At 33.9% G+C, this 12,836-nt stretch carries 18 protein-coding genes; 11 read left to right on the top strand and 7 right to left on the bottom strand.

The features are described from left to right. Nucleotides 1-13 precede the first annotated feature (13 nt). Nucleotides 14-1,054: a hypothetical protein gene (locus tag HZC47_01760; GenBank protein MBI5679611.1), complete on the bottom strand. Its 1,041-nt coding sequence runs from the start codon at nucleotides 1,052-1,054 to the stop codon at nucleotides 14-16. A 23-nt stretch (nucleotides 1,055-1,077) separates the two neighbouring features. Beyond that, a complete protein-coding gene (locus HZC47_01765; GenBank protein MBI5679612.1) occupies nucleotides 1,078-1,803 on the bottom strand; it encodes a class I SAM-dependent methyltransferase in 726 nt (241 codons plus the stop codon). 252 nt (nucleotides 1,804-2,055) lie between these two features. Here HZC47_01765 and HZC47_01770 point away from each other — a divergent pair, with 252 nt between their 5' ends. The 11 genes from HZC47_01770 (at nucleotide 2,056) to HZC47_01820 (ending at nucleotide 9,657) form a co-directional block, all read left to right on the top strand. Beyond that, on the top strand, nucleotides 2,056-2,799 hold the full coding sequence (locus HZC47_01770; protein MBI5679613.1) for an alpha/beta hydrolase: 744 nt from the start codon (nucleotides 2,056-2,058) through the stop codon (nucleotides 2,797-2,799). Between the two features lie 150 nt (nucleotides 2,800-2,949). Then, a complete protein-coding gene (locus HZC47_01775; GenBank protein ID MBI5679614.1) occupies nucleotides 2,950-3,237 on the top strand; it encodes a winged helix-turn-helix transcriptional regulator in 288 nt (95 codons plus the stop codon). 24 nt (nucleotides 3,238-3,261) lie between these two features. Continuing rightward, the gene (locus HZC47_01780) at nucleotides 3,262-3,594 is read left to right on the top strand and encodes a hypothetical protein (GenBank protein ID MBI5679615.1); all 333 of its coding nucleotides are present in this window, start codon (nucleotides 3,262-3,264) and stop codon (nucleotides 3,592-3,594) included. Nucleotides 3,595-3,958: 364 nt separating this feature from the next. Continuing rightward, a complete protein-coding gene (locus HZC47_01785; GenBank protein MBI5679616.1) occupies nucleotides 3,959-4,843 on the top strand; it encodes a hypothetical protein in 885 nt (294 codons plus the stop codon). A gap of 267 nt (nucleotides 4,844-5,110) precedes the next feature. Continuing rightward, nucleotides 5,111-6,091 (top strand): NAD(P)-dependent alcohol dehydrogenase, encoded by a 981-nt coding sequence (locus tag HZC47_01790; GenBank protein ID MBI5679617.1) that lies wholly within the window; start codon nucleotides 5,111-5,113, stop codon nucleotides 6,089-6,091. A 142-nt stretch (nucleotides 6,092-6,233) separates the two neighbouring features. Further along, a complete protein-coding gene (locus HZC47_01795) occupies nucleotides 6,234-6,905 on the top strand; it encodes a class I SAM-dependent methyltransferase (GenBank protein MBI5679618.1) in 672 nt (223 codons plus the stop codon). A 145-nt stretch (nucleotides 6,906-7,050) separates the two neighbouring features. After that, nucleotides 7,051-7,518, top strand: a complete 468-nt coding sequence (locus tag HZC47_01800; protein MBI5679619.1) for a flavodoxin family protein — start codon at nucleotides 7,051-7,053, stop codon at nucleotides 7,516-7,518. Nucleotides 7,519-7,537: 19 nt separating this feature from the next. Next, on the top strand, nucleotides 7,538-7,903 hold the full coding sequence (locus HZC47_01805) for a hypothetical protein (GenBank protein MBI5679620.1): 366 nt from the start codon (nucleotides 7,538-7,540) through the stop codon (nucleotides 7,901-7,903). A gap of 57 nt (nucleotides 7,904-7,960) precedes the next feature. Beyond that, entirely contained in the window at nucleotides 7,961-8,359 is a 399-nt protein-coding gene (locus HZC47_01810) for a DUF1801 domain-containing protein (GenBank protein ID MBI5679621.1), read from the top strand. 29 nt (nucleotides 8,360-8,388) lie between these two features. Beyond that, entirely contained in the window at nucleotides 8,389-8,859 is a 471-nt protein-coding gene (locus HZC47_01815) for a VOC family protein (GenBank protein ID MBI5679622.1), read from the top strand. Between the two features lie 48 nt (nucleotides 8,860-8,907). Next, nucleotides 8,908-9,657 carry a DUF4386 family protein gene (locus tag HZC47_01820; GenBank protein MBI5679623.1) on the top strand — a complete coding sequence of 250 codons (750 nt, stop codon included), beginning with the start codon at nucleotides 8,908-8,910 and terminating at the stop codon, nucleotides 9,655-9,657. Here HZC47_01820 and HZC47_01825 read toward each other — a convergent pair. From HZC47_01825 to HZC47_01845, 5 genes are all read right to left on the bottom strand, one after another. Next, complete coding sequence (locus tag HZC47_01825; protein MBI5679624.1) at nucleotides 9,649-10,401, bottom strand: nitroreductase; 753 nt, start codon at nucleotides 10,399-10,401, stop codon at nucleotides 9,649-9,651. The two genes, HZC47_01820 and HZC47_01825, sit on opposite strands and share 9 nt — an antisense overlap. Before the next feature lie 25 nt (nucleotides 10,402-10,426). Beyond that, complete coding sequence (locus tag HZC47_01830; protein MBI5679625.1) at nucleotides 10,427-11,302, bottom strand: 4Fe-4S binding protein; 876 nt, start codon at nucleotides 11,300-11,302, stop codon at nucleotides 10,427-10,429. Nucleotides 11,303-11,317: 15 nt separating this feature from the next. Further along, nucleotides 11,318-11,812, bottom strand: coding sequence for a flavodoxin family protein (locus HZC47_01835; GenBank protein MBI5679626.1), 495 nt, complete (start codon nucleotides 11,810-11,812; stop codon nucleotides 11,318-11,320). Between the two features lie 29 nt (nucleotides 11,813-11,841). Further along, nucleotides 11,842-12,294: a flavodoxin family protein gene (locus tag HZC47_01840; protein MBI5679627.1), complete on the bottom strand. Its 453-nt coding sequence runs from the start codon at nucleotides 12,292-12,294 to the stop codon at nucleotides 11,842-11,844. An 89-nt stretch (nucleotides 12,295-12,383) separates the two neighbouring features. Beyond that, nucleotides 12,384-12,686: a winged helix-turn-helix transcriptional regulator gene (locus tag HZC47_01845; GenBank protein MBI5679628.1), complete on the bottom strand. Its 303-nt coding sequence runs from the start codon at nucleotides 12,684-12,686 to the stop codon at nucleotides 12,384-12,386. Between the last annotated feature and the right edge of the window lie 150 nt (nucleotides 12,687-12,836).

Consider the following 12,836-nt stretch of genomic DNA (forward strand, 5'->3'; position numbering starts at 1 on the left):
TCCACCTAATAAATCAATGAAATATAAGTTGATTTTTATTTTCATAAAATCTCTTAAAAATCCTACAAACTGTTAAAGTAAGCCATAGTCTAGTTTTAAATGTTCTTTTCTTATCTGGTGATTTATGAATTGTAGAATAAGATACTTTCCATAAGCCATCATTTTCTTGATGATTTATGAGCCATTTTAACGCGTTTTTAATATCTGGATCATCTTTAGAAAGTTCCATTAATGAAATTGAGTCTAGTGCAGAAATTATGTTGTTCCACCAGAATGGAAATTGAAATCTAACCCAATTATCAGGATTTTTATAAGAATTCCAATTATCTTTTTTAAAAAATTTTGATTTTAAAAGATTTGCTGCATTTAAAGCATATTCAGACTTTCTGTAAAATGGATGAACAGCAAAAGCTCTTAAAACCATCCCAGTTCCGGCAGCAGAAAATGGTTTTAATGGATCAAATGATTTCATGGTTTCTCTCTCAGCATTTGAAGTTAAATCATTAGTTTCGTCCCTTGAAAGTTTAGTGCCAATCATTCCTGGACTTCCAATTACCCAACCTCCGTCATTTTGCCGCATTTTCAAAAGCCACTTAAACCCTTTTTCTATGCGAGGGTCATTTTCATATCCTGCCTTTATTAAAAGGTACATTATAGCTCCTGTGTAATAAGGAGCGTATTGATTTGCTAAAATTCCTCGAATGTCACCTTCATCTGTTTGGCATGAAAACAAATACTCCGAAGCTTTTTTTATCGCAAAATGGGTTTTATTCATCTCATATTGCTGAGTTAAAACCCTGAATTGTCGCCACGTTTCAATTAATGAGTATTTTACCTCAGAATTTTCATCATTTTTACCTTTAGGTTTCCATGAACCGTCTGGCTGCTGTTTTTTAAGAATTTTTTGGACTTCAGGAAAATCCCATAAATACTCTATTGGCTTTACATCTTCTTCTATTAAATCCCTTTTTGTAAAATAAATAACAGCATCATTCTCCGATTCTAATAGTGCTTTAAGTGGATTATAATTTAATTTAGATTGCCAATAGGTCATTTAAATCCCGTTTAATTTACTATTTATTCTTTTTTACCGCCAATCATACACCACAAGAAATATTTGGAAAAAAGATCGGTCTTACTAAAACCAATCTCTTTTAGCCAATTTAATTGAACTAAAAATGATTCATGGACATCATCACCGTCTTTTTTAGGAATATGAATATTTTCTACGTTTCGTTTTTTCCAGCTGTCGAATTTTTCCATCCACTGATTATATATGCCTAATTGGTTATCCGAAAGTGCATATTTTTGTTTTTCAGCATGATAAATCCAGTAATAAAGGCTATTCATGTATGTAGTTTCGTTTAATGTTTTCATTTCGTCAATATTAAAAAACCAACCTTTTTCTTGAAGTATTTTATAACATTTTCCATAAAGCTTTCTTTTATTCTCATTTTTAAGGTGATGAATTGCAGACATGGAAATGATTACATTAGGTTTTTCTTTAAGCTGTGATTCCCAATTGCTGCAAAAATCGGATTTTATATAAGTTATTCTGTCTTCATATTTATCTAATTTTTCTTTGGCAACATGCATAAAATCATCAGAAAAATCTAAGTAATAACATGTTGAATCAGGAAACTCTTTTAGCACTTTTTCAATCAAAATTCCGCTTCCAGCACCTAGATCTAGCAGATTTATCTCATTTATATCTTCAAATTTTAATATATCTATCATTGTATCCTGCATAAAGTCGTATCCGGGCACAAGTAGCTGACACATCTTGTCATAGGCGTTGGCCATAGTTTTCGAGTGAAAACGGTTTTTATCCCTCCGTTTGATAATAAAACCTCCTTTATATCTGATTTTTGTGAAATTAACATGTTATTTACAAGGTTTAACTCCTTTTTCCATATAATTAGTTTTATGAAACTAACTATTATATAAATTTATTGAAAAAGAATTTTCTGCTCTAAATTAGCTTTGATTCATTTAATTTAAAACCCAAATTAAATATGATATCAATAGAATAGGATATAAAAGAAGGGACTGAACATGAATTTTTTACAATCTAGAAAAAGGTTAATTCTAATAATAGTTTTAGCAATCTTTCTAATTGCAATAGTAGGGTTTGTTTATTATGTTTCTGACTATTATCATGCAGATAATATTGCAATAAATGCTCTTAAATCAACAAATGCTTATACTGTGGTTAATACTGATAATTCAATTACATTCACACCTACAGCAAACAAGAGCACCACTGGAGTAATATTTTACCAGGGGGGTAAAGTTCAGCCGGAAGCTTACGCAGTTTTAGCTTCTAAGCTCGTTCAAAATGGTTACACTACAATAATTGCTAAAATGCCCCTTAATTTAGCTTTTTTTGGCAGTAATAAAGCTGATGAAATCATAGCTAGTCATGAAGAAATAAAAACGTGGGTAATTGGAGGTCATTCACTTGGAGGTGTCTTTGCCTCAGAATATGCTGTAAACCATCAAGATAAGATTAAAGGAGTTATTTATTTAGCTGCCTATCCTTCAACAAATGCTTCAAACGCCACTTTTAAAGCATTATCAATTAGAGGCTCCCTTGACGGACTTGCCAAAGCAGGAGATATCTCCAAAAATCTGGATAAATTCCCGGTCAATACGACATTTATCACCATTCCTGGAGGTAACCACTACAATTTCGGCGATTATGGGGTGCAAACTGGTGATAATAACAGTACCATAACCAGAGAACAGCAGCAAAATGAAACAGTTAATGCTATACTGGAATTTCTTAAAAATATCTAATTTTTTAGTTTATTTTCAAATAATGTAAATGTGAATAGTTTTTAAATGCATTTAGACTAAACTATTTAAAGAGAGGATCTAGGTAAATTTTAAGTATATCTGGGTTTATAGATACAATTATTTCAGCATTATATGATCAAAGGGGTTTTTATGAAGAAAGTGTTTTTGTGGTGGTTAATTGCCGGGAGTAAAGGTGGAGAAAACCGTGCCAGAATAATACTCGAACTTAATAGCAGACCATATAATGCTAATAAGCTTGCTGAAAAGCTTTCTCTTGATTATAAGACAATTAGACACCATATTGATGTTTTGGACGAAAATAAGATAATACAATCCACTGGAGAGAAATATGGTGCATTATATTACCTTTCTGACGAGATGGAAAGTGTTTATGATACATTTTTAGAAATTTGGGAAGAATTCAAGGAAAATCGGTAAATAATAGAAAACGAAGGTAAAAACATGTTAATGGAAATAAATCTATTTGGGCTACAAAATATAGTGCCTACTTTGCTAATACTGGTTAAATATTCTGCTTTAATAACCAGCATTGCCAATATCTGCCTTTTAGGCGGTATGCTATATGTATACTTGGAAAGATACTTGAAAGTAAAATCTAAATTCACCACAACTCTAGTTTTGTTTTCATTGATTTTCCTGGCACAAAACATATTATTTTCGGTTTATTTCTTCTTCAACCTTCCTGAAACCGTTATCAACGCTGTTTTTCCTTTAATATTTTTAGGACTCGAATTCACGGCTCTAGCACTGCTTTTAATGATAACAAGGGAATAATTTTGATTTTTTTTATGTTTAAATCTTTTTTCGAATGACTTATTTATTTTAGAATCTTTAGCATGTTTTTATTTTTATAATCCGATGGTTCTTATAATTCGGAATGAATTTGGGTGTAAATCTGAGGAAACCCTGAGGAAATTTTGGAAAAACTACTTTTAAGGGGTTTAACAACAATTAAGTAGTCAATAAATGATTTAGGAAAAATGAAACAAATTGACTAAGTCGTATATTGAATAAAAAGATAGCATTTGGATTTAAAATTCAAATGGAGTTAATCAAAATCAAAGATTTTGGAGGTTAAAGAAAAATGCTATGCATTTTTCTGAACCACCAAAATAGAAAATTTTGGAGGTTAAAAAAAATGTTAGATATAAAAGAAATTAAATCGGTTAAACTGACACCTTTTACCAAGATGTCTGCATCAATATATGGAGTTTTGGGATTAATTGCAGCCGTGGCGATGTTAATAGCACTCACAATCATGCAAGCTGCAGGTTTTATGCCTCAATTAGGGCAATTTAATGTGGTAACTGGATTAGGAATACCTTTAATTATACTCTTTCCAATAGGCGCGTTTTTCAGTACAATAGTAATAAGCTTTTTTTCAGCAATGCTTTACAACGCATTAGTACCTAAATTGGGTGGTATAAAATTAGAATTAGAGGATAAAGAGGTAGTAAAAATCCCTGTTATTTCATATGCCTTAATCCTTTCAGCTATTGGGGCAGTATGGGCTTTTATCGCAGGTTTAGTACTGGCAGCGGTGATTTCACCTATGTTTTCATTAATCAGCACATTGCCTGAAGCCGCCAATATAACAGCAAATTTCACCAACGCTACTGGGGCAGCCATGCCAACAGGTGTAGAATTTGGAGCAATAGGGATAATAATGTCTCTGGCGTTAATAGTCGGACTACCTATAATGGTATTTGTATTCGGGTTTATTTGGACTGCTTTATTTGCAATATTCTACAACTACATAGCTACCAGAGTAGCTAAAATCCAATTAGAATTCAACCAAATCACTGGAAACTTACACGAACTTAAACACATACCTGTAATACCAACCGCACTGGCGGTAGCAATTGCGTACGCGTTATTAGGGCTTGTTTTCGGTATTTTATCCAAGAATTACGGAGAATTTATAACAAATTTTGTGCAGTATTTCATAGAAACCGCATTAATCGCGCTTTTATACAACTACCTGGCACCTAAGATTGGATCCATTAAATTAGATATGGAATAAATGTTTCAAAAAGAATGAAAGCACTTTTATAGACATGGAAAGTCTTTAAAGTCAATGAAGTCATTAAAACCACTCTCAAGGACCATTAAGTGCTGATGGATTTCACGCCGCCTCTGTGATATATAGCAATAGGTTCTTGTTGTCGGTGAACATTTCCTGGCCCTATTAAAGGGTCAGGGACTTCTGAGACCAAAAATCTAGATAATGGGAAATAATCGAGAAAAATTTTAAATTTATTTTATACTTTTTGTAATGGGGAGTAAGCCGATGAAAGCAATAGTTTACGAAAAATACGGACCACCTGAAGTTTTACAGATAAAGGAGATAGAAAGACCCACCCCTAAGGACAATGAGATACTTGTAAAAGTACATGCCACAACTGTGACAGCGGCAGATGTGAGAATGAGGGGTTTCCTAGTTCCTCTCTCTTATTGGCTATTTGCTCGAATAGCTCTTGGCTTTAGAGGGCCTAAAACGGAAATACTTGGGGGAGAATTAGCGGGTGAAATTGAATCCGTGGGTAAAGATGTAAAAAATTTTAAGAAGGGAGACCAGGTTTTTGCATATCCAGGACACCATGGGGGTGGTTATGCGGAATACGCTTGTTTACCCGGTGATTCGGCAGTAGCAATAAAACCGGAAAATTTGACATTTGAAGAAGCAGCAGCAGTCTCATTTGGAGGCAATACTGCCTTACATTTTATAAAACAGGCCAACATCCAGAAGGGGCAAAAAGTGCTTATTTATGGTGCTTCTGGCAGTGTAGGTACTTATGCGGTCCAGCTTGCCAAATACTTTGGTGCAGAAGTCACTGGAGTATGCAGCACTACAAATATAGATTTAGTGAAGTCAATGGGCGCAGATAATGTAATTGATTATACTAAGGAAGATTTCAGCAAAAATGGGGAGATATACGACGTGATTTTGGACACTGTGGGTAAGGCTTCGTTATCTGATTGCATGAGATCTTTAAAGGAGGAAGGAACTTATCTTCAAGTTGTTGCTACACCGGCAGTAAGTATTCAAATGGAATGGAATGGACTGACCAGCAGCAAGACACTAATTGGTGGTACAGCAATCCCCCAGACTGAAAATCTCTTGTTCCTCAAAGAACTCGTTGAAGCAGAAAAGATAAAACCGGTAATTGATAGAACCTATACTCTGGAACAAATTATAGATGCCCACAGGTATGTGGATCAAGGACACAAAAAGGGGAATGTGGTCATAACTGTGGAACCTGATAGTTAAAAATGTTAAAAAGTGATAAAATGGATTCATATAGAAAAACAGGAATAACTGTGGGAATAAAAGAGGGGGGGAAATTATTAAAGAAGAAAAATTTGATTTCGGGGGGTCTCGTTTATTTGAGAACTTTCCCTGGATTTTAGGATTGGGATTTTTCATAGCCAGTATGGAGGTATTTTTTTATTTTGAGTCACCATATATTCAAGTGCTGGCATTGCCGCTACTTTTGCTATCAGCAAATTTCTTCATAGGAACATATGTCACCAGGAACTTTTCAAAAACTGATAATATGACACTTCCCTTTGTTGATTTATTTTCTTCAGATGAGGATCTTATCCTTGATGCAGGATGTGGTTCTGGCAGGGGTACTATAGAGTTGAGTAAGGTGTCAAAAAATGGGCAAATAGTTGCCCTGGACCTTTTTGAATCAGGAGAGGATATCGCTAGTCGAAAATTGCTTGAGAAAAACCTGGAAATTGCTGAAATAACTGGCAGGGTTCGAATCGTAAAAGGAGACGTGACAAATCTTGAATTTGAGAATAACACTTTTAACACAGTTATCAGCGTCTTGTTGTTGAATAATCTAGGTAAAGCAAAAATTACAGGATTAAAGGAGTTATTCAGAGTGCTTAAGCCAGGGGGGAAAATATTGATTATAGTTCCCACTCCCAGCCTACAAACATTCGCAGTCATGAGTGTGTTCTCTTTAATACTCACCTCAAATAAAGAATGGAGATCCCTATTTGAACAGGTAGGGTTCCGGCTTCTTGATGAGGGAGTTATAAATTTCGGGAGATTTTTCCTCTTACAGAAATAGCCTGGTTATTTACAAGCAATAAAACATAATATGGCAGTAAAATGCTTGGATCAAGGATGAAATAACATTATTGATAAAAAATCTGATTAAAAAAATAAGGTGAAAAAATGGAAAATAAATTTAAAGAACAAAGGATGTGTGGACAATGAAAACTCTTTTAGTTTTGTATTCATACCATCATCATAACACTGAGAAGATTGCTAAAGTCTTTGCAAAAATTTTTGATGCTGAAATAAAAAATCCAAAGGAAATAAAGCCTGAAGAACTTCAAGGTTATGATTTGGTGGGTTTTGGCTCAGGGATTTACAGTGCAAAACACGATGAATCTATACTTGAACTTGCTGATGAGCTACCACAAGTCACTGGTATGAAAGCATTCCTCTTCTCAACTGCGGGAATAACTGGAAAATCCAAAGCCTCCAAAGATCATGCAACAATACGGGAAAAACTGGAATCAAAAGGTTACACTATTGTGGATGAATTCCAATGTAAAGGTTTTAACACCAATAGTTTTCTTCGACTATTTGGGGGAATGAATAAGGGTAGACCTAATGCTCAAGACCTCAAAAATGCAGAAGAGTTTGCTCAAAAACTGAAAAAAGATTATAAATAAATTATAAGGAGATTAAATCATGGAAGATGTTCAGATAATACTTTCAGCATCATGGATAGCTTTAGTGCTGGTTTATCTTTATGGGGATGTGTTGCGGATATGTAGTGGTGATTTTAAAGAATCAGAAAAAAAGGGCATAAAACTTACTCAAATGCAGTGGTTTGGAGTCGCAATATTAATGGTGATTCCGATTATAATGGTTATATTATCTTTGATATTGCCTTATCCAGTAAATCGCTGGGCTAACATCATCGTAGCAATATTCTTCTTTGTTTTTAATCTCATGGGATTACCCACATACCCTTCAGCTTATGACAAATTTTTGATAGTTGTAGGGCTTGGATTTAATGTAATGACCGTTTGGTATGCCTGGAATTGGGTCTAATGAAGATAAGCTAACATATTGAAAATAATTTATAATTTAAGTTACAAATGGAATGTCATGAAAGAAGGAGTTAAAGAAGAAACACAAAAAAGTGCTCCAGCAAAAGATATAGATGAATACATATCATTAGCTCCAAAAAAACATCAGGAAGCCCTTAAGAATATTCGTAAGGCAATCAGGGAAGCAGCACCCGAAGCTGAAGAATTAATCAGTTATAGAATTCCAAGCTATAAATATCATGGATCATTGGTCCATTTTGCCGCATTTAAAAATCATTGTAGTTTTATCGTAGTAAACAAAGCCATTTTAGAAACATTTAAAAGTGAACTAGAAGGATTTTATACTTCTGGAGCAACTATCCGATTTACAGCAGAAAAACCTCTTCCTGAAGCATTGGTTAAAGAAATAGTCAAAACAAGAATGAAAGAAAATGAAGTGAGGGCAAATAATAAATAAAAATTTATTTTAAGATTGGGAGGAGTTATATGCAAAAAATAACCCCATTTCTATGGTTTGATAATCAGGCTGAAGAAGCCATGAATTTTTATATATCTATTTTTAAAAATTCAGAAGTCGTAAATGTTACTCGTTATGGTGTGGGAGGCCCCGTACCTGAAGGAACAGTTATGACTGCAAAATTTATGATTGAAGGACAAGAATTTGTTGCACTAAACGGGGGTCCACAATTTAAATTTACTGAAGCAATATCTTTCGTCGTAAACTGTAAAACACAGGAAGAAATAGACTATTATTGGGATAAACTCTCTGAAGAGGGAGAGGAACAAGGACCTGGCTGGGTGAAAGATAAATATGGTGTTTCATGGCAAGTGGTGCCTATAATATTTACTGAAATGGTTAATAACAAAGATCCAGTAAAATCCCAGAGAGTAATGGCTGCTATGATGCAGATGACGAAGCTTGACATAAAAACGTTGAAGAAAGCATATAATGGATAATTAATCAAGAATCAGACACTTCCTAGATCTTATTTGGAGGATTAAGATATGAAAAGTGTAAATAACAGTTCAGATGATACAGATCAAGATTTTCGTTGGAATAGTCTCTATAAAATAGGGGGAGCAGCAGCCATTATATCAGCACTGCTACTATTAATTGAAATTATTGTTTTCACCATCTGGCCCCAACCTGCCACTGTGTTGGATTACTTTACGTTACTTCAGACCAATAAGCTTATTGGATTAATTGATTTTTATTTATTGGAAGTTATAGCCTACATTCTTTTTCTTCCAATGTTTCTGGCCATTTATCTTGCCATAAGGCGATTTAATGAAAGTTATATGATAATTGCTATCTTCATGGCTATTTTAGGGATAGCCATATTTCTTTCAACCAACAACTCTTTTTCAATGCTTAATTTAAGCAACCAATTTGTATATGCGACAACAGGGGCTCAAAAGTCCATGATACTAGCAGCAGGTCAGTCTTTACTGGTTAATACTGGTCAACGTGCTGTTGGAGGTTTTAACATGGGGCTATTGCTCATTTCATTTGCAGGGATTATTATGTCGACTGTCATGTTAAAGAGCAATAAGTTCGGCAATAAAACAGCGTACATTGGTATTTTGGCATTTACAATTTCCTTAGCTGAGTATGTCAGAATGATCCTATTACCAGGAGAACTTATCCTTCTTCTTATCTTCGCAGTCTTATCTGGCGTACTTTTAATGATATGGTTGATTATGGTTGGTCGAAGACTTTTACAATTGAGTCAACTTTCCTTGAACTCATTTTAACCTTAAACTGGCAACATAATCATATTCATTGAGATTGTCCATCTCAGGTTTATCAAATACAATTTCAGTTCCCCTACCAAAATGCTCTGCTGCAAGTTTTAAATGATAAAGACTAATTCCCACATCTATAGGCGGATATTTTTTAGTTAAAAGTCCCCGAACGAAACCTGGCTTAATAGAATAAGCATGAATTGCATTTTTATCACCTGTAAAAAACCATGGCTGCCCATTACCTGCAGAAGGAGCTAAACGTGCTGCTTCCAGTATTTCATCAGCACCTTCAATGTCACTTATTTCTTGCAGCGATTTTCTCTTAAATTCTGAAATATTAGTTCGATGTAATGATTCTTGGGGATTTCCAAATGACATTAACATGATAAATTCCAGATTTGAACTCTTTAAACCTTCTTTTTTGAGTTGGGGGATTCCATACCAGCAGCTACCTAATCCATTAGCTGAAAAGAATAGATCCATCTGCTGTAGCATGAACCCTACATTGTTTAGGTAACCATCTTTGGGTTCTGAAAACACGGCTATATAATGTGGTGCTTTTCTCATCATCCTTCTTTTGACCAAATCAGGGGATAGAATCTTAAATTCAATTTTAATGTCCTTATGCAAAGGTTCTAGAGTTTGAAGATGGTCTGAAATCTCCTTTAATCTATCTTCATCTAAAGGGGTTAAATCGTACTTTCTAATGGATTTCCGTTTGAATATTACCTGATAAAGGTCATTATCTTCCATATTATCTCCTCAAAGTTTTTTTACATTATTTAAGTGTATTAGTTTGCATTAACATATCGGATATTTTAATCTGAGGGTTATGATATTTTGCCAGTTCAGGCATAGCGCTGGTCTGGATAGCTGTTTTTTCACACCAGTGGAAACAGGCCAGGCAGAATTCGCATTTATGTTGCCATGAGGGCTTTTCATTTAACATGACTATGTTTTGAGTTGGACAAATCTGTGAACAGGTTCCACACCCATTACAATTTTCATTGGTATTGAAAGTTTTATCCATATGGGGTAAAAGCTCTTCATAACTTAATTTAGATAATTCGGGGTACTTTTTAATCTTTTTTAAGGTGGGATGTTCAAATGAGGAAGCAAATGGTTTGATAATAGATTTAATTAAACTATAAAATTTACCAAAGACTAAATTGGGAGCATCCCATTTTACATCTGCATGGTTATTAATCTGTTCAACTAGCAATGAAATGTTTTCTTCCCAGACATGAAGCATTTTCTGCTGTTTTTTTAGATTAATGTCTTTAGATTTGCCCATGTTGCTGGGCATGTTCACAGTAAATTTGGCTGCAACTTTACCTCCCTGTAACTGAATGATATCATCTAAAAAGTCCAGAGCATTGACTGAAACAGCGCCATATGTGCAGATGGCAAATATGTACTTGTCTTGAATATTTTTCAATTTCTTAACAAATCTACGCACGATTAATGGCACACCTCCATGGGGTTCATAATAAACGGGGAAAACAATTCCTATAACGTCTGCCGGAGATATTATGCTTTTTTTGTTGATTACGGAGGTTATGGGAATAAGTTCTCCATTTAATTTTTGATTAATATCTCGGGCCACGGCTAAAGAGTTTCCAGTGCCTGAAAAATAATAGATTTCTGTGCTCATAGTTAAACCAACCTATTACTTTAAACTCTTTGCAAATTCTGCTGCATTTTTAAGATCCTCTTCATCAGGTTTTCCTTTATTTAAACCACCAATAAGCTTAAAGGGCCCCCATGTATCAAATCCTTTACAATTAAACTCTCCCAGTATTTCAAAACCTTTTTTTGATAATTCATTTTTCAATAAATCATTGAATTTGGACGCTCGAAAATCGAAAGATTTTCGGTGCCCCAAACGCTGCGCGTTTGAGGGTTTTTTACTTCCACTTGTTGAAAATACAAATGCTTTTTTGTTTTCTACATTATCTAAGTCTTCAACAAATTTTCTTAGCTTTTTATGGGGTTTACTAAAGTATATTCCAGAACCAAAGCCAATTAGATCATATTCTTTGATAATATCATGGTTGGCATCTTTTAAATCAAATAATTCAGCTTCCAGAGCGTTTACCATTGCTTCAGCTATTTTTTTGGTGTTTCCATGATGTATGGACTTGTAAATTATTGCAGTTTTCATCATTTCTCCTCTTTTTAATCATTGATATTTTAAATTTTTCCTTTTAAGCTCTCTGCAAATTTTCTTGCATTATTAAAGTCTTCTTCATTTGGTCTTCCTTTATTTAAACCCTTGCGACTGATTATTCCTTTAATTGAGTATGCATAATATCCTTTACAATGGAATTCTCCGAGGATTTCAAAACCTTTAGTGGATAATTTTTTTTCTAACCAGTCATAATATCTTCCATCGCCGCTTGTTGAAAAATGAAATGCTTTTTTGTTTTCTACATTATCAAGTTCTTCAACAAATTTTCTTAGCTTTTTATGGGGTTTCCAGTAGTATATTCCAGAACCAAAGCCAATTAGATCATATTCTTTAATAATATCATGATTGACATCTTTTAAATCAAATATATCAGCTTCCAGAGCGTTTGCCATTGCTTCAGCTATTTTTTTAGTGTTACCGCGGTGTACGGACATATAAATTATTGCAGTTTTCATTTTATTGTCTCCATTTTTCCCGAATCAAATTCTTTAATCATTTATAGTTTACTAATTTGATAACTTTCGAACCATGCTTTAAAAAAATATTATAATTCGCCGTGATGCAGCTTTAAAAGTTCATTTACTTCATTAACCATTTTTTCATTAACTCTTGCCACTAAATATTTTCCTTTTCTTTCAGTAAAGATTAATTCAGCGTTGGATAATTCTTTAAGGTGGTGAGAAATAGTCGGCGCACCAATATTCAATGATTTAGCGATATCACTTATTAAGCAATCGCAGTTTGCATCGTAACAAGCTTCTTGCTTTTTAACGATTTGTAGGTATAATTCTAACCTGTTGGGGTTTGATAGGGCTTTAAAAACCTTGGCCATTTTTTTGGTATCCATTAAGTACACCGTGAAATATTTTTATAATTCGATAAGTATCGAAATAACTATCTGTGAAATAGTATATAAAGATTTGCTTGGAAACTCCAAGAGATGAAATTAAATATTAGAAAAGGTAAGTATCTTTGTACACAATTAAATCAATCAAAC

Source organism: Methanobacterium sp. (assembly GCA_016222945.1).
Classification (GTDB): domain Archaea; phylum Methanobacteriota; class Methanobacteria; order Methanobacteriales; family Methanobacteriaceae; genus Methanobacterium_D.

What these genes read in the sequence shown, in the direction of transcription:
- HZC47_01810 (MBI5679621.1), top strand. Translation starts at nt 7,961, where the DNA reads ATGAAAGAAGGAGTTAAAGAAGAAACACAAAAAAGTGCTCCAGCAAAA.
- HZC47_01780 (MBI5679615.1), top strand. Translation starts at nt 3,262, where the DNA reads ATGTTAATGGAAATAAATCTATTTGGGCTACAAAATATAGTGCCTACT.
- HZC47_01820 (MBI5679623.1), top strand. Translation starts at nt 8,908, where the DNA reads ATGAAAAGTGTAAATAACAGTTCAGATGATACAGATCAAGATTTTCGT.
- HZC47_01765 (MBI5679612.1), bottom strand. Translation starts at nt 1,803, where the DNA reads ATGGCCAACGCCTATGACAAGATGTGTCAGCTACTTGTGCCCGGATAC.
- HZC47_01785 (MBI5679616.1), top strand. Translation starts at nt 3,959, where the DNA reads ATGTTAGATATAAAAGAAATTAAATCGGTTAAACTGACACCTTTTACC.
- HZC47_01840 (MBI5679627.1), bottom strand. Translation starts at nt 12,294, where the DNA reads ATGAAAACTGCAATAATTTATATGTCCGTACACCGCGGTAACACTAAA.
- HZC47_01845 (MBI5679628.1), bottom strand. Translation starts at nt 12,686, where the DNA reads ATGGATACCAAAAAAATGGCCAAGGTTTTTAAAGCCCTATCAAACCCC.
- HZC47_01800 (MBI5679619.1), top strand. Translation starts at nt 7,051, where the DNA reads ATGAAAACTCTTTTAGTTTTGTATTCATACCATCATCATAACACTGAG.
- HZC47_01830 (MBI5679625.1), bottom strand. Translation starts at nt 11,302, where the DNA reads ATGAGCACAGAAATCTATTATTTTTCAGGCACTGGAAACTCTTTAGCC.
- HZC47_01790 (MBI5679617.1), top strand. Translation starts at nt 5,111, where the DNA reads ATGAAAGCAATAGTTTACGAAAAATACGGACCACCTGAAGTTTTACAG.
- HZC47_01805 (MBI5679620.1), top strand. Translation starts at nt 7,538, where the DNA reads ATGGAAGATGTTCAGATAATACTTTCAGCATCATGGATAGCTTTAGTG.
- HZC47_01815 (MBI5679622.1), top strand. Translation starts at nt 8,389, where the DNA reads ATGCAAAAAATAACCCCATTTCTATGGTTTGATAATCAGGCTGAAGAA.
- HZC47_01775 (MBI5679614.1), top strand. Translation starts at nt 2,950, where the DNA reads ATGAAGAAAGTGTTTTTGTGGTGGTTAATTGCCGGGAGTAAAGGTGGA.
- HZC47_01760 (MBI5679611.1), bottom strand. Translation starts at nt 1,054, where the DNA reads ATGACCTATTGGCAATCTAAATTAAATTATAATCCACTTAAAGCACTA.
- HZC47_01825 (MBI5679624.1), bottom strand. Translation starts at nt 10,401, where the DNA reads ATGGAAGATAATGACCTTTATCAGGTAATATTCAAACGGAAATCCATT.
- HZC47_01835 (MBI5679626.1), bottom strand. Translation starts at nt 11,812, where the DNA reads ATGAAAACTGCAATAATTTACAAGTCCATACATCATGGAAACACCAAA.
- HZC47_01770 (MBI5679613.1), top strand. Translation starts at nt 2,056, where the DNA reads ATGAATTTTTTACAATCTAGAAAAAGGTTAATTCTAATAATAGTTTTA.